This window comes from Paenibacillus sp. JT22N1, assembly GCF_059692155.1.
Genome location: NZ_JCAUAW010000012.1, coordinates 34,897 through 59,659, shown reverse-complemented (window position 1 = coordinate 59,659; position 24,763 = coordinate 34,897). Strand labels below are relative to the sequence as shown.

General features: G+C 40.0%; 33 protein-coding genes. 24 read left to right on the top strand and 9 right to left on the bottom strand.

The genetic code is table 11. The features are described from left to right. Positions 1-151 precede the first annotated feature (151 nt). From AC58UU_RS22705 to AC58UU_RS22680, 6 genes are all read left to right on the top strand, one after another. The gene (locus AC58UU_RS22705; protein WP_497319055.1) at positions 152-643 is read left to right on the top strand and encodes a cysteine hydrolase family protein; all 492 of its coding nucleotides are present in this window, start codon (positions 152-154) and stop codon (positions 641-643) included. Between the two features lie 57 nt (positions 644-700). Beyond that, on the top strand, positions 701-907 hold the full coding sequence (locus AC58UU_RS22700; protein ID WP_497319362.1) for a hypothetical protein: 207 nt from the start codon (positions 701-703) through the stop codon (positions 905-907). Then, the gene (locus AC58UU_RS22695; RefSeq protein WP_497319053.1) at positions 871-1,032 is read left to right on the top strand and encodes a 3-methyl-2-oxobutanoate hydroxymethyltransferase; all 162 of its coding nucleotides are present in this window, start codon (positions 871-873) and stop codon (positions 1,030-1,032) included. Before AC58UU_RS22700 ends, AC58UU_RS22695 begins: the two co-directional genes overlap by 37 nt. Positions 1,033-1,079: 47 nt before the next feature. Next, on the top strand, positions 1,080-1,604 hold the full coding sequence (locus AC58UU_RS22690) for a GrpB family protein (protein ID WP_497319052.1): 525 nt from the start codon (positions 1,080-1,082) through the stop codon (positions 1,602-1,604). 161 nt (positions 1,605-1,765) lie between these two features. Next, positions 1,766-2,137 (top strand): VOC family protein, encoded by a 372-nt coding sequence (locus AC58UU_RS22685; protein ID WP_497319051.1) that lies wholly within the window; start codon positions 1,766-1,768, stop codon positions 2,135-2,137. Between the two features lie 204 nt (positions 2,138-2,341). Next, positions 2,342-2,809, top strand: coding sequence for a hypothetical protein (locus tag AC58UU_RS22680; protein WP_497319050.1), 468 nt, complete (start codon positions 2,342-2,344; stop codon positions 2,807-2,809). A gap of 244 nt (positions 2,810-3,053) precedes the next feature. Here the strand turns inward: AC58UU_RS22680 and AC58UU_RS22675 are convergent, their stop codons facing one another. Further along, on the bottom strand, positions 3,054-3,956 hold the full coding sequence (locus AC58UU_RS22675) for an AraC family transcriptional regulator (RefSeq protein ID WP_497319048.1): 903 nt from the start codon (positions 3,954-3,956) through the stop codon (positions 3,054-3,056). 148 nt (positions 3,957-4,104) lie between these two features. On the opposite strand from AC58UU_RS22675, the gene AC58UU_RS22670 reads away from it, so the two are divergent. Continuing rightward, a complete protein-coding gene (locus AC58UU_RS22670; RefSeq protein WP_497319046.1) occupies positions 4,105-5,013 on the top strand; it encodes a DMT family transporter in 909 nt (302 codons plus the stop codon). Between the two features lie 423 nt (positions 5,014-5,436). Here AC58UU_RS22670 and AC58UU_RS22665 read toward each other — a convergent pair whose 3' ends face one another. Together AC58UU_RS22665 and AC58UU_RS22660 are read right to left on the bottom strand one after the other, a co-directional pair. Beyond that, positions 5,437-6,498, bottom strand: a complete 1,062-nt coding sequence (locus AC58UU_RS22665) for an NAD(P)-dependent alcohol dehydrogenase (protein WP_497319045.1) — start codon at positions 6,496-6,498, stop codon at positions 5,437-5,439. Between the two features lie 187 nt (positions 6,499-6,685). Beyond that, positions 6,686-7,069 (bottom strand): MerR family transcriptional regulator, encoded by a 384-nt coding sequence (locus tag AC58UU_RS22660; RefSeq protein WP_497319043.1) that lies wholly within the window; start codon positions 7,067-7,069, stop codon positions 6,686-6,688. 218 nt (positions 7,070-7,287) lie between these two features. Here AC58UU_RS22660 and AC58UU_RS22655 point away from each other — a divergent pair, with 218 nt between their 5' ends. Next, positions 7,288-8,466 (top strand): MFS transporter, encoded by a 1,179-nt coding sequence (locus AC58UU_RS22655; protein ID WP_497319042.1) that lies wholly within the window; start codon positions 7,288-7,290, stop codon positions 8,464-8,466. Between the two features lie 157 nt (positions 8,467-8,623). Here AC58UU_RS22655 and AC58UU_RS22650 read toward each other — a convergent pair whose 3' ends face one another. After that, positions 8,624-9,475, bottom strand: a complete 852-nt coding sequence (locus AC58UU_RS22650) for an aldo/keto reductase (protein ID WP_497319354.1) — start codon at positions 9,473-9,475, stop codon at positions 8,624-8,626. Between the two features lie 17 nt (positions 9,476-9,492). Beyond that, positions 9,493-10,206, bottom strand: coding sequence for an MFS transporter (locus AC58UU_RS22645; RefSeq protein ID WP_497319040.1), 714 nt, complete (start codon positions 10,204-10,206; stop codon positions 9,493-9,495). 166 nt (positions 10,207-10,372) lie between these two features. Between AC58UU_RS22645 and AC58UU_RS22640 the strand changes: the two genes are divergently transcribed. The 8 genes from AC58UU_RS22640 (at position 10,373) to AC58UU_RS22605 (ending at position 15,833) form a co-directional block, all read left to right on the top strand. Next, a complete protein-coding gene (locus tag AC58UU_RS22640; RefSeq protein WP_497319038.1) occupies positions 10,373-11,311 on the top strand; it encodes an AraC family transcriptional regulator in 939 nt (312 codons plus the stop codon). A gap of 393 nt (positions 11,312-11,704) precedes the next feature. Further along, entirely contained in the window at positions 11,705-12,391 is a 687-nt protein-coding gene (locus AC58UU_RS22635; RefSeq protein WP_497319037.1) for a cytochrome P460 family protein, read from the top strand. A 4-nt stretch (positions 12,392-12,395) separates the two neighbouring features. Continuing rightward, positions 12,396-13,076 (top strand): DUF4405 domain-containing protein, encoded by a 681-nt coding sequence (locus AC58UU_RS22630; RefSeq protein ID WP_497319036.1) that lies wholly within the window; start codon positions 12,396-12,398, stop codon positions 13,074-13,076. A 120-nt stretch (positions 13,077-13,196) separates the two neighbouring features. Then, positions 13,197-13,529, top strand: coding sequence for a carboxymuconolactone decarboxylase family protein (locus tag AC58UU_RS22625; protein ID WP_497319034.1), 333 nt, complete (start codon positions 13,197-13,199; stop codon positions 13,527-13,529). Between the two features lie 74 nt (positions 13,530-13,603). After that, complete coding sequence (locus tag AC58UU_RS22620; protein WP_497319033.1) at positions 13,604-14,605, top strand: aldo/keto reductase; 1,002 nt, start codon at positions 13,604-13,606, stop codon at positions 14,603-14,605. Positions 14,606-14,676: 71 nt separating this feature from the next. Beyond that, positions 14,677-14,895, top strand: coding sequence for a hypothetical protein (locus AC58UU_RS22615; protein ID WP_497319032.1), 219 nt, complete (start codon positions 14,677-14,679; stop codon positions 14,893-14,895). A 139-nt stretch (positions 14,896-15,034) separates the two neighbouring features. Continuing rightward, entirely contained in the window at positions 15,035-15,517 is a 483-nt protein-coding gene (locus AC58UU_RS22610; protein ID WP_497319031.1) for a hypothetical protein, read from the top strand. 22 nt (positions 15,518-15,539) lie between these two features. After that, positions 15,540-15,833, top strand: coding sequence for a hypothetical protein (locus AC58UU_RS22605; protein ID WP_497319030.1), 294 nt, complete (start codon positions 15,540-15,542; stop codon positions 15,831-15,833). A 413-nt stretch (positions 15,834-16,246) separates the two neighbouring features. On the opposite strand, the gene AC58UU_RS22600 is transcribed toward AC58UU_RS22605, so the two are convergent. Genes AC58UU_RS22600 through AC58UU_RS22585 form a run of 4 tightly spaced genes read right to left on the bottom strand, consistent with a single transcriptional unit; the run spans position 16,247 to position 19,000 of the window. Then, positions 16,247-17,014 carry an ABC transporter permease gene (locus AC58UU_RS22600; RefSeq protein WP_497319029.1) on the bottom strand — a complete coding sequence of 256 codons (768 nt, stop codon included), beginning with the start codon at positions 17,012-17,014 and terminating at the stop codon, positions 16,247-16,249. Then, a complete protein-coding gene (locus AC58UU_RS22595) occupies positions 17,015-17,776 on the bottom strand; it encodes an ABC transporter ATP-binding protein (RefSeq protein WP_497319028.1) in 762 nt (253 codons plus the stop codon). A 12-nt stretch (positions 17,777-17,788) separates the two neighbouring features. Further along, the gene (locus tag AC58UU_RS22590) at positions 17,789-18,655 is read right to left on the bottom strand and encodes a pentapeptide repeat-containing protein (protein ID WP_497319027.1); all 867 of its coding nucleotides are present in this window, start codon (positions 18,653-18,655) and stop codon (positions 17,789-17,791) included. 15 nt (positions 18,656-18,670) lie between these two features. Then, entirely contained in the window at positions 18,671-19,000 is a 330-nt protein-coding gene (locus tag AC58UU_RS22585; protein ID WP_497319026.1) for a PadR family transcriptional regulator, read from the bottom strand. A 794-nt stretch (positions 19,001-19,794) separates the two neighbouring features. On the opposite strand from AC58UU_RS22585, the gene AC58UU_RS22580 reads away from it, so the two are divergent. The 8 genes from AC58UU_RS22580 to AC58UU_RS22545 all read left to right on the top strand — a co-directional run bounded on the left by AC58UU_RS22580 (position 19,795) and on the right by AC58UU_RS22545 (position 24,699). After that, entirely contained in the window at positions 19,795-20,277 is a 483-nt protein-coding gene (locus tag AC58UU_RS22580; protein ID WP_497319025.1) for a DUF2975 domain-containing protein, read from the top strand. A 10-nt stretch (positions 20,278-20,287) separates the two neighbouring features. Further along, positions 20,288-20,509, top strand: coding sequence for a helix-turn-helix domain-containing protein (locus tag AC58UU_RS22575; RefSeq protein ID WP_497319023.1), 222 nt, complete (start codon positions 20,288-20,290; stop codon positions 20,507-20,509). A gap of 722 nt (positions 20,510-21,231) precedes the next feature. Continuing rightward, on the top strand, positions 21,232-21,468 hold the full coding sequence (locus tag AC58UU_RS22570) for a hypothetical protein (protein ID WP_497319021.1): 237 nt from the start codon (positions 21,232-21,234) through the stop codon (positions 21,466-21,468). 61 nt (positions 21,469-21,529) lie between these two features. Then, the gene (locus tag AC58UU_RS22565; RefSeq protein WP_497319020.1) at positions 21,530-21,775 is read left to right on the top strand and encodes a hypothetical protein; all 246 of its coding nucleotides are present in this window, start codon (positions 21,530-21,532) and stop codon (positions 21,773-21,775) included. Between the two features lie 556 nt (positions 21,776-22,331). Then, positions 22,332-22,739, top strand: a complete 408-nt coding sequence (locus tag AC58UU_RS22560; RefSeq protein WP_497319018.1) for an NUDIX hydrolase — start codon at positions 22,332-22,334, stop codon at positions 22,737-22,739. A gap of 108 nt (positions 22,740-22,847) precedes the next feature. Beyond that, positions 22,848-23,141 carry a hypothetical protein gene (locus AC58UU_RS22555; RefSeq protein ID WP_497319017.1) on the top strand — a complete coding sequence of 98 codons (294 nt, stop codon included), beginning with the start codon at positions 22,848-22,850 and terminating at the stop codon, positions 23,139-23,141. A 70-nt stretch (positions 23,142-23,211) separates the two neighbouring features. Further along, positions 23,212-23,652 (top strand): hypothetical protein, encoded by a 441-nt coding sequence (locus tag AC58UU_RS22550; protein ID WP_497319016.1) that lies wholly within the window; start codon positions 23,212-23,214, stop codon positions 23,650-23,652. Positions 23,653-23,793: 141 nt separating this feature from the next. Next, entirely contained in the window at positions 23,794-24,699 is a 906-nt protein-coding gene (locus AC58UU_RS22545; protein WP_497319014.1) for a phosphotransferase, read from the top strand. Positions 24,700-24,763: the final 64 nt, after the last annotated feature.

Here is a 24,763-nt window from a genome sequence, read left to right as displayed (position 1 = left end):
ACGGGAAGTTATGTGCAAATGAGCGGCATGTTTAGTTATACAGAATCAGTACCGTGAATATTGTTTCAAATTATAATATCATTAGGTTAAATCGTAAATAAGCAGTCATGAGAACTCTTCTCTAGATTTCGTGAAGATGGGAGCATTTAATATGGATAAACCGATGAAAATTGCACTTTTGATCGTCGATATGCAAAAAAATTCCCTGCAAGACCATCCCGTGGCAAGCGCATGCGAGTATATTAATCATGTTGCTCGAACTCTGCGTTCCAGCGGACATCAAGTCATTCATATACAAGATGTAGAAGATGCCGAAGCTATTAGTCCAGAACTGCTGGAGTTCATTCCAGAGATTCAAGTGGAGAATGATGACCTCATTGTGAAGAAGACCTTCTCCAATGCTTTCTGGAAAACGGAATTAGAACAAATTCTGCTCAATCGTCAGATTGGCCTTGTCGTGGTAGCAGGCTTTGACGCTGGGAATTGCGTCTTATTTACATACAATGGAGCGATTGAACGCGGGTTTAAGGCAGCTATTTTACAACGTGGAATATTGAGTACAAAAGAAGATCTTATTGCCCTTACATACCGCGATCGCCATGTGATTTCTTATCCGATCATTGAGTTCATGGTTCAGTCATAGAAACTATTGGGGGATGATGTAAACTCCTACATGTGGATATTGAAAAGAGGGAGAAAGATGCTCTTAAAAATTGACGATGATAAAATGCTTAAATTACTTGAACAAGACGATTCAGAAAAATTATTTGCAATAACAGATGATTCTAGACGTTACCTTAGAGAATGGTTACCGTGGGTTGATGGGACTTTGAGTGTAGAGAACAGCGGCAGGGGGCATTTGCTCTCTTATTGGAATGTGTTCAAAGACAACTTGCAGAAGAAGTAACCAAAGCCCTTTCGATTCCAGTGATTGGAATCGGTGCCGGCATGATTGGCATCCTCCATTACGTTACGTTAACTGGCATCAATATTTCATTTACGCCTCTCCCTCACTTTTATATGATGTTGTAATGCCCTAATCTGATCGCAATGAATATTTCCCCGAGGAGGTTAATTAGATGAATGTTGTGGTAACAGAATACAACGATAATTGGAAACAAAAGTTTAGCGAGGAATCTCTAAAAATAAAGGATATTTTTGTTGATGAGTTAATCGATATTCATCATATAGGTAGCACTTCAGTTCCGGGGTTAAAATCCAAACCAATTATTGATATCATGCCAGTAGTAAAAGATATTGAAATAATAGATTCGTTTAATGAAAGAATGGAAGAACTTGGTTACGAATGTATGGGCGAGCTTGGTATGAAAGGAAGAAGATATTTCCGAAAAGGCGGAGATAATCGCACGCATCAAGTGCATGTGTTTCAAGGGGATAATAAGGAAGATATTACTCGCCATTTGGCTGTAAGGGATTACCTCCGAACGCATCCCGATGAAGCAAATCGTTATGGAGATTTAAAAGAAAGCCTCGCCAAACAGTTCCCAAGGGACATTGAAGCTTATATGGATCGTAAAGATGCGTTTGTTAAAGAGCTAGAAAGAAAAGCGCTAAGTTGGTACAAAATAGGCAAGGAACGTTAAGCTAACGGGAAACGATAGTGCAATCACTTTTGAGGGTCATTGTTTGTATAATAATAATTGCTTCTGTGGTTACAATACTGGGCGAAACATGTGCTCATCAAAGTAATGTTGTATACTTTATGCAATAAACCATCTAAAAATAATTTTTTATTGGAGGAAATATGAAACTGGGCGCATTCTCTGTAAGTTTAAGTGTAAAGGACATTTACAAATCAAAATTATTTTACGAAAATCTAGGATTTCAAATCTTAGGAGGCGATATTACCCAAAATTGGCTCATTATGAAGAATGAAAGTTGTATAATTGGTTTATTCCAAGGAATGTTTGAAAAGAATATTCTGACCTTTAATCCAGGATGGAATGAAAATGCCGAAAATCTTAATTCGTTTACGGACATTCGAGATATTCAAAAACAGCTGAAAGCAAAAGGAATTAAAATACTGACTGAAGCAGATGAAACAAGCGAAGGCCCTGCAAGTTTTACAATTGAAGATCCTGATGGTAATCCCATTCTTATAGATCAACACAGATGAAGTAGAGAATGGAATAGGTATATACATCAGGGCTTTCAACAAGAAAGCGTTAGGCTAACGGGTAACGTTATTGGAATAAAGACATGGAGGGAGCCGATCGCAAAGATTGGCTCCCTCTTCCACATTATCTTGTAGGATACGGTAACGGTAGTACCTTAGAATCCTCTTGTCGAGCATCTGCCTTCAGGTACGCCGACGCTTCAGTTGAGCAAGGAATGGGTTGCTTTTTTTACGACAGGAGACGGGGAGTTTGTGGCTTCGCAGCAACTGGGGATGTTTTCGGAGGATTGTCCGATTCTGTCCTTTACCAACTTGGAGGATCATGGTAGGGGATTTGAAATCTTCCATAATGGAGAAGTCGTGTCGAACCTGCAAGTGATGTACGATTTGATGGACGGAGAGGTCGAAGAACTGCTGGCTGAAAATGGGGAGGAAGCGACCCAAATGCTTAGTGGATATTTGAATCAAAATCCGAGCGCGGAGGCGTTCAGGCTGTTCGGACTGAAGGATGAGCAGATTGAGGCTATTGAAGCGTTACTTGCCGGCAATCTGGCGTTCGATGAGGATGAGTTCGTCGCGGTCGAGAAGTTCAAGGAGTTGCTGGGGATTGAAGAGATGAGTTGGATCCGCTACGAGCGGACAGAAGGCCGGGGAGAAATAGAATATGTGTAATCTGCTAATGTCGTTTGAGCGTTCAGCTTAACGAGAAACGTTTGTTCAATAAACACACTAATGGGAGGCTGCCGGCATGATCGGCAGCCTCCATTATGTTAACGGGCAGGATTCTTCAGTAAAGTTGTCCGAAAATGCCTCGCGGCAACTCCTTTTTTGTTCATTCAAGTAACTGGCAGATTACGCTAATCGAATAGGTAGGATAATTTTGATGTCTAGTGAGAAAATGAGCAAATCGGTGGGGTCATTTTTCAAGATGTAGCCAGTTCATTTCTAATTTACGGAATTCCTTAGGTGTAATGTCACGATGTTTTTTAAAAGACTGGATAAAATGATTTACATGATTGAAACCAACTCTCCGGGCAATTTCGGTTATCGTATACTCAGTAGATTCTAATAGCTCGCAGCTCCTTTTAATACGGTACTTAACCAAGTAATAATAAGGAGTCATATGAATGCTTTTTTTAAAGCTGCGAGTGCACTCCGAAACACTCAAATGTGCTGCCTCGGCAATTTCCTTCAAAGTTATATTGTTTGTATAGTTTTGGTGGATAAAGCTAAGCATTAATTGAAGTCTCTCTTGTTGGAGTCTGTTATGTTTAGAGGACTCCTCTGAAGATAGGGAAATATTAGATATTAAAATTAACCATAACTGTACCGTTTTGATGGAAATCTCATACTGCCACCCCCAGTTTTTTTTTATTTCAAATTCCTTCTTCATATACCAAAGTATTTGCAGGATTTGTTTTTGCCATTCCGCATCTCCTTTGATTTCTAATGATAATAAGAAAGAATTAGTATAAGGAAGTACATAGCTTTTTTCCATGGCACTATCTGAATAAAAGGCGAGCAGCTTCTCCGGAAAGTTAAAACTGACATATTGGCCGTCATGGGTTAGGTGTGTAACAACATGAAGGACACTCTTATTGATAAAAATGGCCTGACCCGTTTCTAAATCATAATCGATTCCGTTGATTTGTATAGTTAGTTTCCCATTGGTCACTAAAGTAATTTGCAATTCTTCGTGCCAATGTAGATCGTTAACTCCTCTGCCTTCAGGAATAGATCCATGATTAGTATGAGTGTACATGATGTATGGAAATGCCTCGTCAGGATACTGAATGGCTTCGTGTAATTGTTTTTTCAAAGTACAGGCTCCTTTATTTGACGATATATCAATATAAATTAAAGATATAGTTACACAAAATAAACGTTGATGATGATATTATTATATCAAGCTTCGGCTTATCATTACAATTCTGTGCACAGGAATTGTCTAACAGCTTGGAGGAACTATGGTTAAATTAAATAAATCTTCTTTACCTTCTCATCCGTTTATTTTGTTATTAATCAGTATATTGGCCGTTTCAATCTCTTCCATCATGATAAAATTTTCTGATACACCCACTTCTGTGGCTGGGATGTACAGATTGTTTATTTCTGTAATGATCTTGCTCCCTTTTGTACCTTGGAAAATGCTTCGCTCCTTAGATATGAATAAAAAAGATTGGAGTATCGTTATTTTAGCCGGTCTTTTTCTAGGGTTACACTTTTTATTCTGGATGGAATCATTGGTCTATACCTCAGTTGCAAGCTCCATGGTCATCTTGTCATTACAGCCATTATTTGTAATGATCGGTTCATACTTTTTGTTCAAGGAACAAGCTAATCTGCTCACCGTTTTTTGCTTGATAGTTGCTCTTTTTGGTTCAATCATTATAGCTTGGGGAGACATAGGGATTTCGAAAGAAGCGCTAATTGGAGACGGCTTATCGTTAATAGGCACACTGTTCGTTTCAGCATATCTGTTGGCGGGGCAGAAAGTAAGCCGCAAATTGGATGCAAATGTGTACAGCATTTTCGTTTTTTTTATTGGCGGCATCATCATGCTCATCTACAATTTATTGAATAATTACTCTTTAATTGATTACAACTCATCCGAGTGGACATATTTTTTGTTGCTTGCAATAATCCCAACTATTTTTGGACAATGTATTTTTAATCTATTGTTAAAATCAATTGGGGCAACTACTGTCTCAGTAGGTATTATTGGAGAACCTGTTCTTGCCATTATTCTTGCGTATCTATTACTAGGAGAAACAATTTCTTTATTTCAGTTCTTAGGAGGTATGATGACTTTATTCGGTATGGGAATGTATTTTTGGTCAAAAACTTTAAAGTACAACGTTCAAAATAATAACTGATTAGTTGTGAATTTAAGGAATACCGGAAAAGGGGAATGTGATTCTATTGAAACCAGATATTAAATTACCTAGTGGAACACCTATTGGGTAATTTAGGAAGGTTCAAGTATTAAGCTAAGACGAGGAACGATAGTTCAATCAATAAAGAATGAAGGCAGCCGGCAAGATGATCGGCTGCCTTTTCTCAACTAAACGGGCAGGATTGCGTAATTGTGCGAAAGATAAAGCTGTAATTATATCCGGAGCGGAGTGAAATATTAATCTGTCCTACTAAACAAGTCGTTTGAAAAAGTTGGGAGTCAAAAGATTCGATGTTAATCAAATAGCAAAAGCCATCGTTTTGATCTAACTTTGATCAAAACGATGGCTTTTTTTCTCTTTTTCAACAGATCAGGTTCAAGATTATAGAAGCATCTTTGCGAGTTATAAAGTAGAGATGTCAATAACGAATCGATACCGCACATCACTTTTGAGAACACGCTCATACGATTCTTCGACTTGGTCTGCACTGATTACTTCAATCATAGGGGCAATGCCGTGTTCAGCTGCGAAATCGAGCATTTCCTGGGTTTCACGAATTCCACCAACGAGTGAACCTGCGATGCTGCGACGACCCATAATTAACGAAAATACATGATACTTATCTGGTTCAGCTGGTGCGCCAACATTTACAAGTGTTCCATCAATGCGAAGCAGTGATAAATACGCATCAACATCCAGATTTGCAGACACGGTGTTTAAGATCAGATCAAAACGACCTGCTAATTCTTTAAATGTAGCGGGATCACTTGTAGGAAAGTAATGATCTGCGCCAAATTTCAATGCTTCTGCTTTCTTATTAATAGACCGACTCAATACTGTTACTTCAGCACCCATAGCATGAGCAAATTGAATCGCTACGTGGCCAAGACCTCCCATTCCCACAATGGCAACTTTCTTACCTGGGCCAGTGTTCCAGTGTTTCAAGGGAGAGAATGTGGTAATGCCTGCACATAATAGTGGGCTTGCGACATCCATATCTAGACCGTCTGGGATTCGGACAACGAACCCTTCCGTTACAACGATTTTTTGGCTATATCCTCCGTATGTTGGATTACCATCGTAGTCTAGACCGTTATATGTGTTGATAACACCTTTCGTACAATATTGCTCCTCGCCACTGAGGCAGTATTCGCATTCTCCGCAGGAATCAACAAAGCAGCCAACACCAACGCGGTCACCAACGACATATTTGGTTACTTCTGTTCCTACTGCCTCTACGACTCCGGCAATTTCATGACCAGGAACCATTGGGAAGATTCCACCAGCCCATTCACCGAATGCACTGTGAATATCAGAGTGGCAAATGCCACTATACTTAATATCTATTAAGATATCGTGTGGCCGTAATTCTCTCCGCTCAATAGTGGTCTTTTCAAATGGTGCTTTTGCACTTGGGACACTTAGAACACGTGTCGTAGTCATGTTTTTATGATTATTGCACATAAAAGATAACACAATCCTTTCTTTTAATAAGTTGATTTAAGAAGTAACTCGCATCAACTTATTTTTAATGTATTTAAAAGCTACAAGAATAGCTTAATCCTTAATGTTGACTTTAAGGCAAGGTTTTTTTTGAAAATTATTAATAAAAGGAAAAGAGCTTGTCGCACTTCATTTTACAAGTAAGTTCTTAATTAAGCTTTTCTTTGTGATACTTCTTTTCTAATTCATCGTAGTATTCTATTTTTGAATCAATTTTTATAAAAGCATTATCCAAGTCTCTTTGTTTCTCCATCATTTTCTTTTTATGTTTTTCAAATATCTGTTTGCGTTGCGAGGCTGTGCTATCTCCTTCTTTTGTTAATTCCACGACCGCACGTAACTCTGAAAGAGGTATGTCAGTTTTCCGTAAACATACAATAAGCTCTAACCATAATAAATCTCCTTCGTTAAAAATACGATTTCCATTTTCATCTCTTTTAATAAAAGGTAGAAGACCCTCTTGTTCATAATATCGGAGTGTATGTGCAGGCAAACCTATCTTTTCTGCTGCTTCTTTTATATGAATTTCCATTGTATCCTCCATAAATCTTTTATTATTTTATTCTTATTACTGTGATCTTTCCTTGAGGTTTTATTATAGACCTTAAAGTGTACTTTAATGCAACAACGCGTTTTCATCTTCTTCTGGGAATTTAAGAATGTTTCTTGACTTAAAGTCAACTTTAAGGGTTATTGTTGCTTTGTATTAAAAAATAAAGAAGAAGTAAGGAAGGTTGGAGAAGGATTTTTATGGCTAAACGAAGTAATTTGCTTATATTTATATTGGCGGTAGGAGTTTTCGGCATTTTAAATACTGAAATGGGTGTTATTGGTATATTGCCTTTGATTGCTGATTACTATGATGTCAGTGTATCAAAAGCAGGGTTGTTTGTGAGTCTCTTTGCACTTGCTGTTGCAATATCTGCTCCAAGTATGCCGCTATTGTTTTCGGGTATAAATCGCAAGAAGGCAATGTTACTTGTACTCGGTGTTTTCGTTCTGGGTAACATTGTCTCGATATTTGCCTCTAACTTTACAATTGCGTTAATTGCTCGTGTGATTCCAGCTATTTTTCATCCAATTTATTGTTCAATGGCATTTACAGTAGCTGCTAACTCAGTTAGCAATGAAGAAGCTCCAAAAGCTGTTTCTAAAATAATGTTGGGAGTATCTGCAGGTATGGTACTTGGTGTGCCAATCACAAGTTTTATTGCTAGTGAAACTTCGTTTGAAATGGCCATGTTATACTTTGCTATCATTAATGCTATAACATTCATTGCTACATTACTATTTGTACCATCTATGCCTGTTAAGGAAAGACTTTCTTACGGATCACAATTAAGTGTATTAAAAAATTCAATTACTTGGCTTTCCATTGCCGCTGTAATTTTTATAAATTCAGCAATATTTGGGGTTTATAGTTACCTTGCTGAGTATCTTGAAATCATTACTAATATTTCTGGGAAAACGATTAGTTTAATGTTAGTAGTATACGGTGGGGCAAATGTTATTGGAAACATTGTGGCAGGGAAGTTACTTACTAAAAATGCCATCAAAACTGTAGCGACTTTTCCTTTCGCACTAGGAGCAGTTTACATCGTATTATTCTCATTTGGACAGTTCACTGTACCTATGGCTATCATTACTTTGGTTTGGGGAATATTAGCTGGTATTGGAGGTAATATCGCTCAATATTGGATCACATCCGCAGCTCCCAAAGCTCCTGATTTCGCTAATGGATTATTTTTATCATCCGCTAATATAGGAACAACAATTGGTACTGCTGTAGGTGGATTATTTATATCAGCAATCGGTACACAATACATCTTAGTAGGGGGATTATTATCGTTGATATTGTGTGCGGTGTGTATTTTGCTAAGAAACAACATATTTAGTCCTAGAAAACAACTTTCTATAGAAGAAATTTAATAAGTTTGTTCCTTTAGTGGGGTAAAGTTAAATTCCGCAAACGAAATAGGAGCAGATTTCATAAGTGCATCTGCTCCTTATTTTAAAATTAACGAACTATTTCCCGGTTCTTTTGCCGTAAACAGAACCTATCGGTGATCTTTCGAAATATCGATTGTTAGACATCAAGTTTACGGGTACCGAGCCATTTCACCATTTCAGGATCGCGATGTGAAAAGAATAGGCTCTGTTTCGTATCTAATGTAGTCATCGACTCCATATCCTCTTGGCTTAATTCAAAATCAAAGATATTGAAGTTTTCGATAATTCTTTCTTTACGAACGGACTTTGGAATCACAACGACTTCTCTTTGTGTCAACCAACGTAAAACCACTTGAGCAACGGATTTATTAACCTTTTCAGCTATGGATACCAATAGCTCATTCTGGAACAAGTTATTTTTCCCTTCAGCAAAAGGCGCCCAGGATTCGATCTGAACATTACTCTCTTTCATGAATTTTGCATTTTCAATTTGTTGGTTGAAAGGATGCGTTTCAACCTGGTTTACAGCAGGAACTACTTCATTATGAATGATCAAATCGATCAGACGATCCTCATGGAAGTTACTAACGCCAATTGCACGGACCTTTCCTTCACGATACAATTCCTCCATAGCGCGCCAAGAACCATGCACATCGCCGAATGGCTGATGAATTAAATACAAATCCAAATAATCCAATTGCAATCTTTCCAGTGATTTTTTAAATGCATTTTTTGTGCGCTCATAACCAGCATCCTGAACCCAAAGTTTCGTAGTAATAAATAATTCCTCTCTTGCCACGCCACTCCGTTTGATCGCTCTGCCAACTGCTTCTTCATTTAGATAAGAGGCAGCTGTATCAATCAGCCGATAGCCTGCCATAATAGCGTCATAAACGCTTTGTTCACATTCATTTTGATCTGCAATCTGAAATACACCAAAACCGAGTATAGGCATCTCAACACCATTGTTCAAAATTACTTTTTGCATATAAAATCCTCCATTTTTCAAAAATATTTGTAAGTCGATTTAATCTTATCCATTACAACCATAACAGGCTCACTCTGTCGCCACGCGTTTTGAGAACGTGCGGGTAAGCCCGAAGGAAACGTACGCCACGACGACCGCCGCCGCGACCGCGATGGCTCCAATCCAGCAGATGATTCGCCTTTTATAGATGGAATCGCCTTTGCGATGGCGAAAATTCCAAGTAGGGTGAATAATCCAATGCCCCAGAAGATCACCTTCCAATCATACGCGGCGGCAACAACGCGACCGATGGGAACGCCGAAAACGAGTGAGGCGCTAAAGCCCAGTGAGACATTGGACATCGCTCCAGCCTGTCGTCCATTAGGTGCTAGATTCGCAGCTGTAGCATAAGAGGTGACGACGAAAACGCCTGATCCGACCCCAAGTACAATACGAGAAAGAAGCAGGAAGCCAAAACCCGGCAAAGCTATTGTCAACATGATGCCGAGTAATATGATGGCGAGCGCCAGCAGCAGTTGCTTACGCCGCCCCATCTTCGCTGTCGCCACCATGACTACAGGGGTACCAATTGCAGTGGCAAGCGCGAATACAGTGATAAGCTGTCCCGCCGCCGATAACGATACGCCGACGGAAGCAGCGACCTCATCTAAAATACCTGAGATCACGAATTGTGACGTACCGACCAAAAAGCTGATAAGGGTCAGCATGTAAATTTTCCAAGTGTTACTCATTACGATGTATTATCCCCCCTCTTCACATCCTTATTATGCACCAGATGACAAAGAGACCGTTATCTCATTCGTGCCAAATGTTTGCCTAATCCTCTCACTACCACTTATGTAACAGACAAATATGGATTATAATCGAACTATAAAAAATAGGAACAAGGAGAATCAAATGTCTGAAATAATCACTAAACAGCAGAATGAGCTCGCCAAAATCATTGAGCGCTATTCAGAAAAGGACGGTGTTCACCCAACTGCTATTCCGTCCTTATTTTTCATGCGTGTCTCGAATGCGGCCGGACAAAGCTACGGAGTTTACAAGCCTTCCTTTTGTATGGTAGTTCAAGGGGCGAAGGAGGTTTGGCTGGCACAGGAGCGCTTTAGGTACAGTCCTGCCGATTACCTTGTTGCATCCGTTCACTTGCCAGTTACCGCCCAAGTCACTGAAGCCAATCCCGATGTTCCATATTTGGGTTTCAAACTTGAATTTACACCGAGTCAAATCCTAGAGGTTTTACATGATTCTGAATTTCGAGTTGATACGAAAGAAAATCCTAAGCGAGCAATGTTTGTCAGCCAGATAGAATCATCTTTGTTAGATTCGGTCATTAGGTTAGCTCGTTTGCTTGATAATCCTAAAGATATTCCGGTGCTTGCTCCACTATTTACGAAGGAAATTCTTTATCGGGTGCTGCAAGGTCAGAATGGGATTATTTTGGAGCAAATTGTAATGGAAGGAAGCTCAACCCATCAAATCAAAGTTGTTATTGAACAAATCATGAATAACTATGATAGCTCCTTACGGATCGAAGAACTTGCCGAAATAGCGAATATGAGTATTTCTTCGTTACATAGACACTTTAAAGAAATCACTGCGATGAGCCCTCTTCAATTCCAAAAACAGCTTCGGTTGCAAGAAGCTCGGCGCCTATTATTAACCGAGTCGGCGGATGCTTCTGAGGTTGCCTACCGGGTAGGCTATGAAAGTGCATCTCAGTTTAGCCGTGAATATTCTCGCATGTTTGGTTTTCCTCCCAAAGCTGACATGAAGCGTCTGAAGGAAACATATGACCAGGAACAGGTAATTACTGAGCAAGTATCCAATGTGTGAAGGGCATTTTAAGCAGTTAGTTCGAATCTTTATCTAGAAAGGCCAAATAGAAACTCTCTCATCAATGTCAGCGGGGGAAATCTATTTGGTTTTTTTATTATTTACATATAGGTGGAGCAACTTCAGTAACGGTAAGCGGCATCCTTGGTTGGTAAGATCCAACTGCGAAAGTAATCACAAATTCATAAGTGTTCTTTCACGTGAGAGAAATAGGCAAACATTTAAGATGATCAGGATATCGGTTTCTTTTTGATTCGTTGCATAATTAAATTACGCATGGTCTGTCATTTTGGACGGGCTGATATGCCGGTTAACTATGCTGGATATGTAACTTGGCATATTGAGGTTGATGTTTGAAAAACAGATCAGGCTAATTTCGGAGGAGGAAAAACATTGAAAAAACTATTATTACTTGCCTTTGGTTTAGTTACTGCCTTTACATTCTCTGCATGTGGAAGTGACAACAATGACATGACAAATAGTAATCGGCAAGCAGAGCAGTCTGCAACTGATAGTGCTATGACAGACAGTACTCGGGAAACAGAGCCGTCTGGAACTGACAGTGAACAAGTTAAACTCCCTGAGAACTACGATAAGGGCGTGCTCTATACGACTGTGAATCGTGGAAATGCCAAAGAGCTGCTCTATACGAATCGGGAAACTATCGAAGTGGTGAAAACCGGCAAGTCGTTCCCCAGTGGAACCGTATTGACTCTCGAGATCTACAGGGATGGAAAACTATCCGACATTTTTGTTTCGGAAAAGCGCGCTGGGTGGGGCGATCAGAACTCACCTAATAAGAGCAACGGAGATTGGCGATACCAGGCTTTCACTGCTGATAAATCAGTTAATACCAAGAGAAACATCGAGAGCTGCATTTCTTGTCACGCAAGTCAGGTACGGGATGACTTTGTATACACCTACAACCAAATGGAGAGTTTCAAACTTGAGGATTTTACGGCATCGCAGAATAATAGTACGGAATCGAGGCTTGCAGGTTGGGAGTTAAATTCATTAAAAGCTTACATGGCTACTCTATCATCCGAAAAAACCTCATATGACAATAAGTTATGGAGGTAATTTTTTGAATCCAAATATGTTTATTAAGCTGGTCATTGACCTTATTATGACAGTATCCATGCTAGTAGTGATGGCTTATCCTATTACCGGAAATATGGTCCATGAACTAGTTGGTGTTGTTTTGTTTGTATTGTTTATGGTTCATAATTTCTTGAATCGACGATGGTATAAAACGATTTTTAGTGGAAAGTACAAGGTTCAACAAATTCTTAGCATAGCGGTAAATTTGCTATTTCTCTTAACGATTGCTGTTGCACTGATTAGTGCGGTGCCGATTTCACGTGACATACTCCCTTTTATTCCGATGAATAATGAAATGATCGTGAGGCAGATACATGTTCTGAGTGCTTATTGGGGATTTATACTCATGGCTGTTCATATAGGAATCTCGTGGGGAAGGATTATTATTGCAGCGAGAAAAATGACGGGAATCATCACTACAAGCCGTGTACGCACAATTGCGTTTCGTTTCTTGGCGGTGTTAATTGTTGTTTATGGTGTGCAGATTTCCTTTGAAAGAGATATGGGTTCTAGATTGCTCATTTATAATCCATTTGGGTATTGGGGCTTCGATGAAACCGCCTTGAGGTTTGTAATAGATTACCTATCTATCATGGGGATCTATATTTGCGGGACTCATTATACTTTGAAATATATTCAGAAACATGAAAAGGCTAAGGCTTAAAAGTAGATAATGAAAAAGCGTGGGATAACGGTCTCTTTTTCATTTGTGCATATTAAGGATGAGCTTAAACTTCTGTATATAGAAGAGTAAAAATAAAAAAAGTGGAAGTAGGGATATTTTATGTCAGATTCTTCAAAAGAACTTACTGTCGCACAAAAAAACTTCGGAGATTTTGCACCAAAGATTGTTGAATTAACCGATGATGTTTTATTCGGAGATGTATGGAAACGTAAGGAGCTTACTCCACGTGATCGTAGTTTAATTACCGTATCTAGCTTAATTACTGGTGGGAATACGCAACAATTGAAATCCCATTTAAACTTAGCAAAACAAAACGGTCTTACGGAAGAAGAACTAATCGAAGTAATGATCCATCTTGCTTTCTATGCAGGTTGGCCGAAGGCAATGTCAGCCATGACTGTTGCAAAAGAGGTATTCTCAACAGAAAAATAACAATAACAAAAGGAAGTACTATTTCTAGATAATCATAAAAGAATAATAAAAAGCTCTTGGAGAGGTGAATTATTTTGGAAATTCGTTCTTTAGGACAAACGGGATTAAAAGTAACTAATCTGTGTTTGGGCACGATGACATTTGGCAATCAGGCAGACAAAAAAACCTCCTTCGAAATACTTGACAAGGCGTTCGACGCCGGAGTGAGTTTTATCGACACGGCAGATGTGTATCCCATTGGGAGGGCTTCGTATGCCAACGCGGGTGCAACCGAGTCGATTATCGGGGAATGGCTAGAGAGTAAACGAGACAAAGTGGTGCTAGCATCAAAGTGTTTTGGTACGATGGGATCCGGAGCAAATGATCGTGGGTTGAGTAGGAAGCATATCATAACATCCGTTGAGGATAGCCTCCGCCGTCTAAAAACGGACTATCTCGACCTCTATCAAGCTCATCAATTCGACCCAAGCACACCTATGGATGAGACTTTACGTGCGTTTGATGATCTCGTTGAGCAAGGCAAAGTCCGCTACATAGGTGTATCAAATTGGCGTGCTTGGCAGGTGGCGAAAGCAAACGGAATTGCTGAAAGAAAAAATTACGCCCGTATAGTGAGCATTCAGCCTCGCTACAATCTCTTATTTCGAATGATTGAGGACGACTTGGTTCCAATGGCCCTTGATGAGGGGATTGGCATTATCAGTTACAACCCACTTGCAGGAGGCATGTTGACAGGCCGTTATAGGAATAATGCAAGTGTCGAAGAGGGGACTCGTTTCGGACTTGGAAACAATGCGGGTTCGTTGTATCAGGAACGTTATTGGCAAGAGGCGCAGTTCGACGCTGTTGAAAAGTATCAGGCCTGGTGCCAAGAACATCACTGTGATCCAACAACGACGGCCGTACGTTGGGTTACACAGCAGCCGGGAATCACCTCCGCCATCATTGGTGCGAGTCGTCCGGAGCAGTTGGACGCGAGTCTGCGTGCTGCTGACATGGATAAATTAACGGAACAGGAGCTAGCTTGGCTCGATGGACTCTGGTTTGCTTTACCTCGTAGGCGCGAGTTTAGTTAAACTCAAGGTGAAAGAGCAGTGAAATTATAAAAAGCTTGTTACGCGGAACCGATAGTGAAGGAGCTTGCCTCGTGAAGCTCCTTTTTTTTGTTCGTTCAAGTAAAGGGCAGATTTGCTCAATAAAAAAGACATCCAAAAAAAGGAAAAATATGCCCCTTCGAGAAAGTAATATTGAAATTAAACATGGAGGTTATGGGATGGCTATAAAAATCATTGAAAGAGAACATTCCCGTATCATAGGAATGAAACTGGAAACATTATTAAGATTATTCAACTATGGAGAACAATAGTTCAAACAAACCAAGGAGCAGTTCTGCCGTGGCAGTCGCTCCTTGGTTTTATTGAGTTAACGGGCAGGATTCTTTAAGAGATACAATGAAATATTAGTACGAATCATCTTTAAAATTGGTATGTAAGGAAGTTGAAAAAATGGGGCTATCCGAAGAAATACTAAATTCATTTAATCTTAGCGGGGATATTGTGCCATTGAGCGGTGGGCAGAATACATCAGTAAGAGTTAGTAATGCTGTATTAAAACCTGTGGATGATATACAGCATTGTGAATGGTTGCTGAATATTATTTACAAAATAAATCCTCAAGGTTATAGGGTATCAAAGCCTATTAAAAGTAAAAAAGGTACTTTTGTAAGTAAAGGATGGGCTTGCACTCATTATGAAATGGGCCAGGATATAAAAGGGCGTATAGAAGAAAAACTTCTGGTATCTAGGTTATTTCACCGCGATCTATCTTCTATTAATTTTCGGGACTTCCCTCGTATTGACAACCCTTGGTCCAGGGGTCATCGCATAGCATGGCAAATAGATGAATTGCCAAGTGAACTGCCTAAAGAGATACAAGAAAGTATAAATAATTTACTTAGAAGGGTAAGCCAGCCTAAAAGAGCAATATAAGGTACAGATTGTTCATAGTGATTTGTCGGGAAATATTCTTTTTGACCAATTTTTAAATCCTTTGGTAATTGATTTTTCTCCAACAATTGCCCCAGTAGAATATGCAGAAGCCATTTTAGTTTGTGATTGTATAGCATGGCAAGGAAGCGAGGTTTCTGAGATAGACCTGCTTCCAGGTGATGAACTATATAAAGAAATGATTATTCGAGCAATTATTTTCCGTTTAGCGGTTTCCGCTATTTTTTCAAAAGGTGATTATAATAAATTTTTCTTCGAGTATCAGGCATTCAAACCCATTATTGAGTATATCAATTAGGATTCCTCTATTGATCTAACGGAAAACGAGAGTTCAATAAGAACATGAGAAGGCAGTTAAGCGAGATACGATCAGGTGAACGCGCATGGTATGCGCAGCTGAATGTACGATCTTAAGAGTGGATAGCTCCTGCCGTATGAAGAAGGAGACTACAAAAATGAGTCGTAAGGCAAAATCAAAAGCACCACTTAGGTGCTTTAAGCTGAGCTGATATTTCAGCACTCGGGGCTGCGCTAGGATTTTATTTGAGAATAATCGTAATAAGTACTTCACGATTTATTTAGTCGGATTCCGTTGGATTTTGCGCATCAAATCCATGCTATATATTATCGGTTGCGCCCTTATATAGGTATAGAATTTATTCTTCAGGACTGTCTTCTCTGTTGTTCAATTCAGAAAAAGCTGATCTTTTTTCACACCCGGTTTTTATACACCCTCATTGCAAAGAAATAGGCTACGAACAAAATCCCGACGCACCACGCAAGAGCGATCCATATATCATTGCCCACCGGCTGACCTGACAGTAGCGCGCGGATGGCTTCCACGATCGAGGTCACCGGCTGGTTTTCGGCAAAGGCTCTAACGACCGACGGCATCGACTCGGTCGGCACAAACGCCGAGCTGATAAACGGCAGGAAGATAATCGGGTAGGAAAAGGCGCTTGCGCCATCCACCGATTTTGCGGACAGTCCGGCAATTGCCGCGACCCAAGTTAATGCCAACGTAAACAGAGCAAGTATGCCGGCTACTGCAAGCCATGGCAGTAGCCCCGCCGACGAACGAAAGCCCATAATTAACGCTACGAGAATGATGACGAGAACCGATATGGCGTTGGATACCAGCGAGGTCAGCACATGCCCCCACAGTAAGGTGGAACGTGAAATCGGCATGGAGTGAAACCGCTCGAATATGCCCCGTTGCACATCGGTAAACAGGCGGAAAGCCGTGTAGGATATACCGCTAGCAATAGCAATTAGTAGTATGCCAGGTAATAGGTAATTCACATAGTTATCCGTTCCGGTTTGAATTGCACCGCCGAACACATAGACGAACAGCAACATCATCGCGATCGGCATGATGGTGACCGTGACGATGGTGTCCATACTGCGGGAAATATGGCGCATGGAACGCCCAAGCATAACGCCCAGATCGCTGAAGAAATGTTTCTTTACCGTCTCCATTTACTTTGCCTCCTTTTTACCGACGATTGCGAGGAATATCTCTTCTAAAGTCGGCTGTTTTTCAACATACTCCACCTTCGTGGATGGGAACAGCTTTTTTAGATCCGAAAGCGTGCCGTTGGCAATAATTCTACCCTCATGCAAAATGGCAATTCGGTCGGCAAGCTGCTCAGCTTCTTCCAAATACTGTGTGGTCAGGAGTACCGTCGTGCCACCGTCGGCAAGCTCCTTGACAATCTTCCAAACCTCGATACGCGACTCGGGATCAAGTCCAGTGGTCGGCTCATCGAGGAAAATGATCTGTGGTTTTCCCACAAGGCTCAAGGCGATGTCGAGCCTGCGGCGCATACCACCCGAATAAGTCGACGCCCTGCGGTCGGCGGCATCTGTCAAGCCGAAACGGTTAAGCAAGTCATCCGCAACCTGACGCGGATTTTTGAGGTATCGCAGCTTGGCAATCATGATAAGATTTTCCCGTCCGGTCAAAATTTCGTCCACTGCGGCAAATTGCCCAGTAAGACTGATCGCCTGCCGCACATTCTCGGGTTTTGAAGCAACATCGAATCCGTTTACGGTGGCGGTTCCGCTGTCTTGTTTGAGCAGTGTGGTGAGGATTTTGACAACCGTTGTCTTTCCCGCCCCATTGGAGCCGAGCAGGGCGAAAATACTGCCCTTTTCCACCTCGAAATCTACGCCCTTTAGGACTTGATGCTGCTTGTAGGACTTTTGCAGCCCTGTCACCTTAATGGATTTAGTTTGCATATTTTTCCCTCCTTATCGGACTGTAACCTTTGACAAATCTGCCTCTATGCCTTTGAGCGCAGCATAAGTCAACTTATCCATCATTGCGCCGTCAAAGCAGATCGTTTTGATGGCACGGTAATATTTTTTAGACAACGTAAACCCCGGAAGAAAAGACACATTCTTGAATATCGCACCCTTAAACGAAACATTGCTCAGTCCCGCCTTTTCAAACTTGACGCCAATAAAGGTTTGCCCGTCAAAACACTGACCTGTCAGATCGGAATATTTAAAGTCCACACCGTCAAAGATACAGTTATCAAAGATTGTTTTTCTAAGATCGGTCAACGTTAACGTCACGTAGGTCAGTCTTACTCCTGTGAATTTGGCTCCGTCAAGACACGACTTGCTGAAATTGGTTCGTACAAGGATCGCCTTATTGAAGCTTGTATTTGCCAGGTCAAGCGCGGAAAGGCTGCAGTCCGTCAGATTCGCGCCGTTAAAATTGGCTTCGCGTATGTCGCTGGCCTTAAACGTACTGCCGGTCAAATCTGCGCCCGAAAAGTCGGAACCGTGTAACGCGCTACCTTTAAACTGTCCTTTATGGGCCGTAACGCCTGCAAAGTCGCTTTTCGCCAGGTTGCTCGCGCTAAAGTTTGTCAGCACCTGCCGCTCTAGCGAGCGGGAGAGGTTGGCAACCTCCAGTATCGTTTGTTCGATGTCGCCGATGCTCTCAATGGTCATCTTAAACGCTGTTTCATCGTCTTTGCCCTCGGCTTTCAGTTCACGATATCGCTCCTGCAAATCGGAGTGCAGGTCCGCCTTTAATTCGGTGACGCTTTTTACCCCATCGTATGGCGTGAAAACGCCGTTCAAATAGTTCGTCAATTTCGGATTCATCTCATCAAATCTCCTTTATAATAAATTTTCTAGCACGCGCTTCGAATACTCCCAATTGCTTTTGTTACGGGCGTAAGTATCCTTGCCTTTTCCGGTAATCCTAAAATACTTGCGCCGTCCGCCCTGAGATTCATCGCCCCAATACCACTCGATATCGCCGTCTGTTTCAAGCCGCCGGACGCTGGAGTACATCGTGGCTTCCTTTAATTCATACTCGCCGCCCGAGCGGTCGGCAATCAGTTTGACAATTTCGTACCCGTAGCGGTCAGCTTCGGATAAGAGCCTTAAAATCATCGTATCGGTATGTCCGCGCAGCAGGTCGGATGTAATTTTGTTCTCGCTCATATGATCACCTCCGTGTTTTTATAATACGACATACTACTGTGACTGTCAAGGTAGTATTTTGAATAAAATACTTTGTTTGAAAAAATGATGTATTCATAACGATATCTAACGGATTCATGCTATTTTTTCGTGCTTTATCTAATTTGAACTTTCCAATCAAGCATTATTTGTCGCTGAAGGAGTAAGTCGTGGAGAAGTTTCTGCGTATAAAGAACATAAATATACCGATGCCCACTCCGACTTATACATCGGTGTAGGCATCGGTATGAATGTAGTAATTTGCGCAATATAACCCTCAACTTCCGAACAGACCTTGGACCTGAATACCATCTTGCTGTCCTACATGACTATGACTGTATCAACCGCCACCGTGCACAGAAGCTCGTCGAACTATTCAATGATCAGTAGGAGGGATTAGATTTCACTAATGAAGGTTTCGAGCATCAGGTTACTTTAGCAATCAGAAGCGCTGGCAAAGGCATCGCCCGTGCTAAAGTAAGAGCATTTCTTTGTAATGAGAAATGCTTTTTTTATTTGTCAAAATTAAAGGGATATTTCAATAATAATATAATATAAAACAATATGAATTTATTGAAAAACGATAAATCATATGCTAAAATCATGTTGTCATTAAATAAGTGGAGGTGTTTTAAATGAATGTTAAACGAGGTTCAACCACTTTCTTAAAGGTAATTATTTGTGGATGCACTTCAAAAGCCATTAAAAAACATCCTTGAATTAAAACCAGAAAATGATTAACGTTTCGGTAAAATTTAATTAACGAGGTGCTTTTTATGAAACAAGTTACGACACTCTTTTTAAAGCTAGCTGTTATTTTTATAGGAATCCCAGTTCTTGCATTGTGCATATTTTTGGTGCCTAAGATCGGGAATTTTGCTGGAGAATTGTACCCAGATATTGCTTATATGAAATCTCTCGTTTTAATCGATATGTACGCGGCAGCGATACCTTTTTACTTTGCTCTGTATCAAGCTTTTAAACTTTTAAGCTATATTGATAAGAACCAAGCGTTCTCGGAATTATCGGTAAAGGCTTTAAAGAATATAAAATACTGTGCCATCACGATCAGTACCTTGTACCTGCTAGGTATGCCACTCTACTATTTCATGGGGAAAAGAGTTGACCCTCCAAGTTTCATACCAATCGGATTGGTCATTATTTTCGCCTCTATGGTGATCGCCGTTTTTGCTGCTGTTCTCCAAAGACTTTTACAACAAGCTATTAATATAAAATCAGAAAATGATTTAACGATCTGAGGTGAATATCATGGTGATTATCATCAATGTTGATGTGATGTTGGCAAAAAGGAAAATGAGCGTAACAGAACTTTCGGAGAGGGTTGGAATTACTATGGCGAATATTTCCATTCTGAAAAATGGGAAAGCAAAAGCGGTTCGTTTTTCAACATTAGAAGCGATATGTAAGACTTTGGATTGTCAGCCAGGTGATATTTTGGAGTACAAAAGCGATGAAGACACTCAATACTAATTTATTTAACGAAGAACGATAGTTCAAACAAACCAGGGAGCAGCACACGTGCTGCTCCTTGTTGTCATTAAGCTATTGGTCAGTATACTTCCAATATGTGTTAATGTTGAAGGACAGAAGTAGGCGGAAAGAAAAACGAAAAACTTGATGAACGGCTGCCTTTTCTCAATTAACGGGCCGGATAGTTCTAACCAACGGCGTATTATTACGTATATATGTTGCTTGTAAACTAATAAAGCTATAAGAAGACTATTATGATTACCTTGTATCGTTTATTTACGACAATATCGATCATTTACAACTTACTAATCTTTCAAAGAGGGAGAAGCCGGGAATATTTTATGTATCATCAAGAACGATACAGCAAACCATTATTCACTTGGAAAATCGTTAAAAGAAATGGTGGGTTTAGATTACACCTATGTTCAATTTGAGTAGTGCAAACTGACGTAAGCTAACGCAGAATGAGAGTTCAATTACGTACATATGAGTGCAGCGGCTTAATAATAAAAATTTATTTGTTACATAATTGAAATCTTATCTTCATCTGGCATTAATCATTCAAAGCTATAATAAAGGTCGACCCCCTTTAAAATATAAACTTAGACCCTCAGCCCGTTGCTGTGGGTCTCTTTTTTGCCCATTAAGCTAAATGGCAGGATAATTGAGTTATAGATAGTATTATTTAAGTATAGATAGAAAATGAAAAAGGCGTGATTACAATGATCAAAAGTGTGATTGAACGATTTTTAGAGGATGAAATTCAGTTTCAAGAGTTGTATGAAGATATATTTAATTTTATTACTTCGTTTCATATTAGAAATGGGGAGTTTGAAGGTAACTACTTCATTATTAAGAAAATAGACCAAGATAATTTTTTTATTTTTCCAGAACATATTTATCCAGATAAACAAAGAGAAATCCCATATATTAACGCGAGTTATCATTTTGTCGCATAAAACACGGGTTAGTCAATAGATTAGCCAATTCCTGATGTCATCCTAAAAAGGAGATGCTTTTATGTTTACAAATCCATATAAAAATAGGAATCGCGTTCTTCTTGGTTTAGAGCTACTCATATCCATATTCACTGTTATATTTGTAATTGTTTCTTCAACTGGAGGCAGAGAGCTAAGCTTTTCTTGGTTTTTCCTGTTAACTGCATTGATTTTCCTTGTAAGGTTGGTTGATACAAAAGATAAATGCAACATTATCACATTAACTATCTATGTATTAGGTGCCCTTTTCATTATTTTTAAAAAATAAAGTTGGAGACTCTTCGATATAGCTTGCCTTATCAGCCCTTTTCTACTTTAGCAAACTAGGAATTTTTTAACATATTTCTTACTAGCATTGAGCTCTAACGAGGAGATAATAGACAGCATCTTTTCCATACCAATATTCTATGATAACCCAACCGGAGTTAACGACTATTTTGCATCTCCATAGGAAAGGAAGCGTGATATTTAAATGAAAAAATACTTCTGGGATTACATAGTAAAGAAAAGATATATATTCGACTTCTTGGTTTTATTGCCTATAGTTATCTTGTCAACCTTTACTGCGAATTCGGAAGCACCAATAACGAAATATGTAACAACTTTTTTAATTCTTTTTGCTTTATCAATATTTTTGTTTATTTTTTATTTTAATCGACGCGATTAATTTTTTCGAAAAGCTAACGGATACGTTAGTTCAATACGAACACTGCGGCAGCCGGCCAGAACGTTCGGCTGCTTTTTCATTGAACTATTGGGCAGTATACTTCCAATATGTGCTAAAATATTTAGACGAGTTCAAATTTGTGGAAGGAGGGAATTCCTTGATCAAATGGGTTGGTGCGGCAGGTATATGTGTGAATTCTGATAGTCAATTACTAATGGTTTTACAAGGCAAACCAGAAGAAGAGAAACGATGGTCAGTACCGTCTGGGGGAAAAGAGAAAGATGAAACCCTAGAAGAATGCTGTATCAGAGAAGTTTATGAGGAAACTGGTTACCGATGTAAAATCATCAAAGAAATTAAAGGTAAAGCAGGGGCATTTGGTCCAACTAAGTACCACGTAACATATTTCGAGGTTGAAATTTTAGACGGACAACCAACAATTCAAGACCCTGATGGGCTTATTTATGAAATTGCTTGGAAAACCTCTGAGCAGTTAAAAGAACTTCAAGTTTCATTTCCTGAAGATAAAGAGTTTTTGATAGAGTATATTGAAAAAAAACATTGAACTAATGCAGAACGTTAGCGCCGCGATGGAACCGATCCATCGCTTGTTTTCGTTCTGGGCTATTTGCTCAACAAACGAGCAGGATTTTTGCGTAATGGAGAATTGTAGATGGGGAATAATACCTTCATTAAGAAGGTGGTGCTATCAGTCTTGAAGAAACTTTTCCGTTTGTTGATTGTTATCGGGACAATTATTCTCTCTACTTCTCAACCAGCTTGGGCAACTGAGGGAGCAGAAGTTTTCGATATTAGAAAAGGTGATATTGTACTTACAATCCCCAATTCAAACTTATTGCAAAACCAGGTAAAAGAGTGGTTATCATCTGCAAGTGGTATTGCGGGTTCGTTTAGAATTGAGCCGAGCGATGGCATAGCGATAAATATCCCGCGCAGTCCATATTAAAACCAACAATTTGATAACCTTTCTCAAAGAAATTTCGGGAAATATACCTTGAAAAGGAGGAGGATTTCCTATGTTTTGGAGGGGATTTAAAAATACATTCAGACTAGAGCTTTGCGTATTTCTGATTGTATTTATTGCTTTCATGTCAGTATTTGAAAATTCGGTGGTAGCAGCTCCTAGCGATGGAGAATTGAAGAAAATAAGCCCATATGATCCGTATGTTGCCCCCCATGAAAACATAGAGTTGATGAAAGAGGCAATGTTGTTCGAATTCTACTCAAGAATAGAAAAAGCTGTCAATTTGAAGTTCGGGAACATTAGAGCTTCTTCCTATGAGATAGCTGGTGTAAGAAAGGATGGCCATGGTGGTTTTAATGTAAAGGTTACGGGGTATGTGGAGCATGGAGCAGCCACTGATTATGTTGAAATAATTTTAGGCTCGCCGCATTTCGGCAGTGGATTAGTAGTGGGGAATATAATAATTACTGGAACTAAGAAAAAATTGAATTAAACAGGGAGCTGACTGTCGCGGGCAGTTGCTCCCTGTTTTTCATTGAACGGGCAGAATAGTTGATTATTAAAGGAATTGTACCTATGAGGAATACAGCCACGGTGTTAAGATATTTTAAATCTTAGTTAAGGAGCTGGTGTAGTGTCGGAGAAAGGCAAGCTTATTTCACAGGTGTTATTAATTGCAGAAAAAACTGGTTTAACTGACATTACACCTATTGAGCTTAGTAATGGTGGGAACCTGATCATTCACTTGGCTCCCCACCCGATTGTGGCCCGAATAGCCACTGTCATTTCAAAAGAAAATGCAGAGTACGCATACAAGATACTTAATCGTGAGTTGCGTGTATCACGTCACCTCCAATCCAAGGGCATCCCCGTGTTATGTCCTACTGACCTTACTGATGCAGGACCGTACGATGTAGCTGGTACTTGGATGACATTTTGGAAATATGTTCCTCCTACACCAGTTCAACCTCCTTCACCGAGTGAAGCCGTTGAACTGGTAAACAGACTTTCAATAGCAATGAAAGACTTCTTTGACGAGCTTCCTATGCTTGGTGTTTGGGAGCGTACATGTCAATCGGCTGCTAGATTGAGGAAACACTCCGATCAGCGTATACAAGCACTATTAAAAGTGTTTCTAAGGATAGATAAACAAATGCGACTCGAACCCAGTTTGCTAATACCGTGTCATGGAGATGCCCATACAAGAAACTTATTACCAAGTCCCGAAGGTTGGGTCTGGACTGACTTTGAAGATGTATCATTGATGCCCGCTTACTGGGACCTGGCTTCATTTATTGGTAATCTTGCATTATTCGGCGGAACTCAGGAGCCAACCTTTAGATACATATTGAGCCATATCAACAATGGCACCGATCTAAAAGCTTTTGGATTTGCTATTACGGCACGTATACTAATGTCTACATTAGGTAATTTGGATTTCGCCCTTGCAGGTCACGGAGATTTGGAATTCGCAACTAGACAGCTAGAACTTGCGGAAGATTTTATACGTCAGATAGACCTGATAATTGGAGAAAAATAGAGAATGCGATTGAACTAAGTTAGAATGATAGTGCTTTTATGGGGGCTCGAAGTGTCACAAAAAA

Excerpts from the sequence above, each read along its gene's own strand:
- AC58UU_RS22655 (WP_497319042.1), top strand. The coding sequence starts at position 7,288 with ATGGCTAAACGAAGTAATTTGCTTATATTTATATTGGCGGTAGGAGTT.
- AC58UU_RS22595 (WP_497319028.1), bottom strand. The coding sequence starts at position 17,776 with ATGCAAACTAAATCCATTAAGGTGACAGGGCTGCAAAAGTCCTACAAG.
- AC58UU_RS22610 (WP_497319031.1), top strand. The coding sequence starts at position 15,035 with ATGGGGCTATCCGAAGAAATACTAAATTCATTTAATCTTAGCGGGGAT.
- AC58UU_RS22705 (WP_497319055.1), top strand. The coding sequence starts at position 152 with ATGGATAAACCGATGAAAATTGCACTTTTGATCGTCGATATGCAAAAA.
- AC58UU_RS22670 (WP_497319046.1), top strand. The coding sequence starts at position 4,105 with ATGGTTAAATTAAATAAATCTTCTTTACCTTCTCATCCGTTTATTTTG.
- AC58UU_RS22690 (WP_497319052.1), top strand. The coding sequence starts at position 1,080 with ATGAATGTTGTGGTAACAGAATACAACGATAATTGGAAACAAAAGTTT.
- AC58UU_RS22650 (WP_497319354.1), bottom strand. The coding sequence starts at position 9,475 with ATGCAAAAAGTAATTTTGAACAATGGTGTTGAGATGCCTATACTCGGT.
- AC58UU_RS22625 (WP_497319034.1), top strand. The coding sequence starts at position 13,197 with ATGTCAGATTCTTCAAAAGAACTTACTGTCGCACAAAAAAACTTCGGA.
- AC58UU_RS22565 (WP_497319020.1), top strand. The coding sequence starts at position 21,530 with ATGTTTACAAATCCATATAAAAATAGGAATCGCGTTCTTCTTGGTTTA.
- AC58UU_RS22570 (WP_497319021.1), top strand. The coding sequence starts at position 21,232 with ATGATCAAAAGTGTGATTGAACGATTTTTAGAGGATGAAATTCAGTTT.
- AC58UU_RS22685 (WP_497319051.1), top strand. The coding sequence starts at position 1,766 with ATGAAACTGGGCGCATTCTCTGTAAGTTTAAGTGTAAAGGACATTTAC.
- AC58UU_RS22700 (WP_497319362.1), top strand. The coding sequence starts at position 701 with ATGCTCTTAAAAATTGACGATGATAAAATGCTTAAATTACTTGAACAA.
- AC58UU_RS22580 (WP_497319025.1), top strand. The coding sequence starts at position 19,795 with ATGAAACAAGTTACGACACTCTTTTTAAAGCTAGCTGTTATTTTTATA.
- AC58UU_RS22550 (WP_497319016.1), top strand. The coding sequence starts at position 23,212 with ATGTTTTGGAGGGGATTTAAAAATACATTCAGACTAGAGCTTTGCGTA.
- AC58UU_RS22585 (WP_497319026.1), bottom strand. The coding sequence starts at position 19,000 with ATGAGCGAGAACAAAATTACATCCGACCTGCTGCGCGGACATACCGAT.
- AC58UU_RS22600 (WP_497319029.1), bottom strand. The coding sequence starts at position 17,014 with ATGGAGACGGTAAAGAAACATTTCTTCAGCGATCTGGGCGTTATGCTT.
- AC58UU_RS22640 (WP_497319038.1), top strand. The coding sequence starts at position 10,373 with ATGTCTGAAATAATCACTAAACAGCAGAATGAGCTCGCCAAAATCATT.
- AC58UU_RS22555 (WP_497319017.1), top strand. The coding sequence starts at position 22,848 with ATGGGGAATAATACCTTCATTAAGAAGGTGGTGCTATCAGTCTTGAAG.
- AC58UU_RS22665 (WP_497319045.1), bottom strand. The coding sequence starts at position 6,498 with ATGTGCAATAATCATAAAAACATGACTACGACACGTGTTCTAAGTGTC.
- AC58UU_RS22575 (WP_497319023.1), top strand. The coding sequence starts at position 20,288 with ATGGTGATTATCATCAATGTTGATGTGATGTTGGCAAAAAGGAAAATG.
- AC58UU_RS22660 (WP_497319043.1), bottom strand. The coding sequence starts at position 7,069 with ATGGAAATTCATATAAAAGAAGCAGCAGAAAAGATAGGTTTGCCTGCA.
- AC58UU_RS22645 (WP_497319040.1), bottom strand. The coding sequence starts at position 10,206 with ATGAGTAACACTTGGAAAATTTACATGCTGACCCTTATCAGCTTTTTG.
- AC58UU_RS22590 (WP_497319027.1), bottom strand. The coding sequence starts at position 18,655 with ATGAATCCGAAATTGACGAACTATTTGAACGGCGTTTTCACGCCATAC.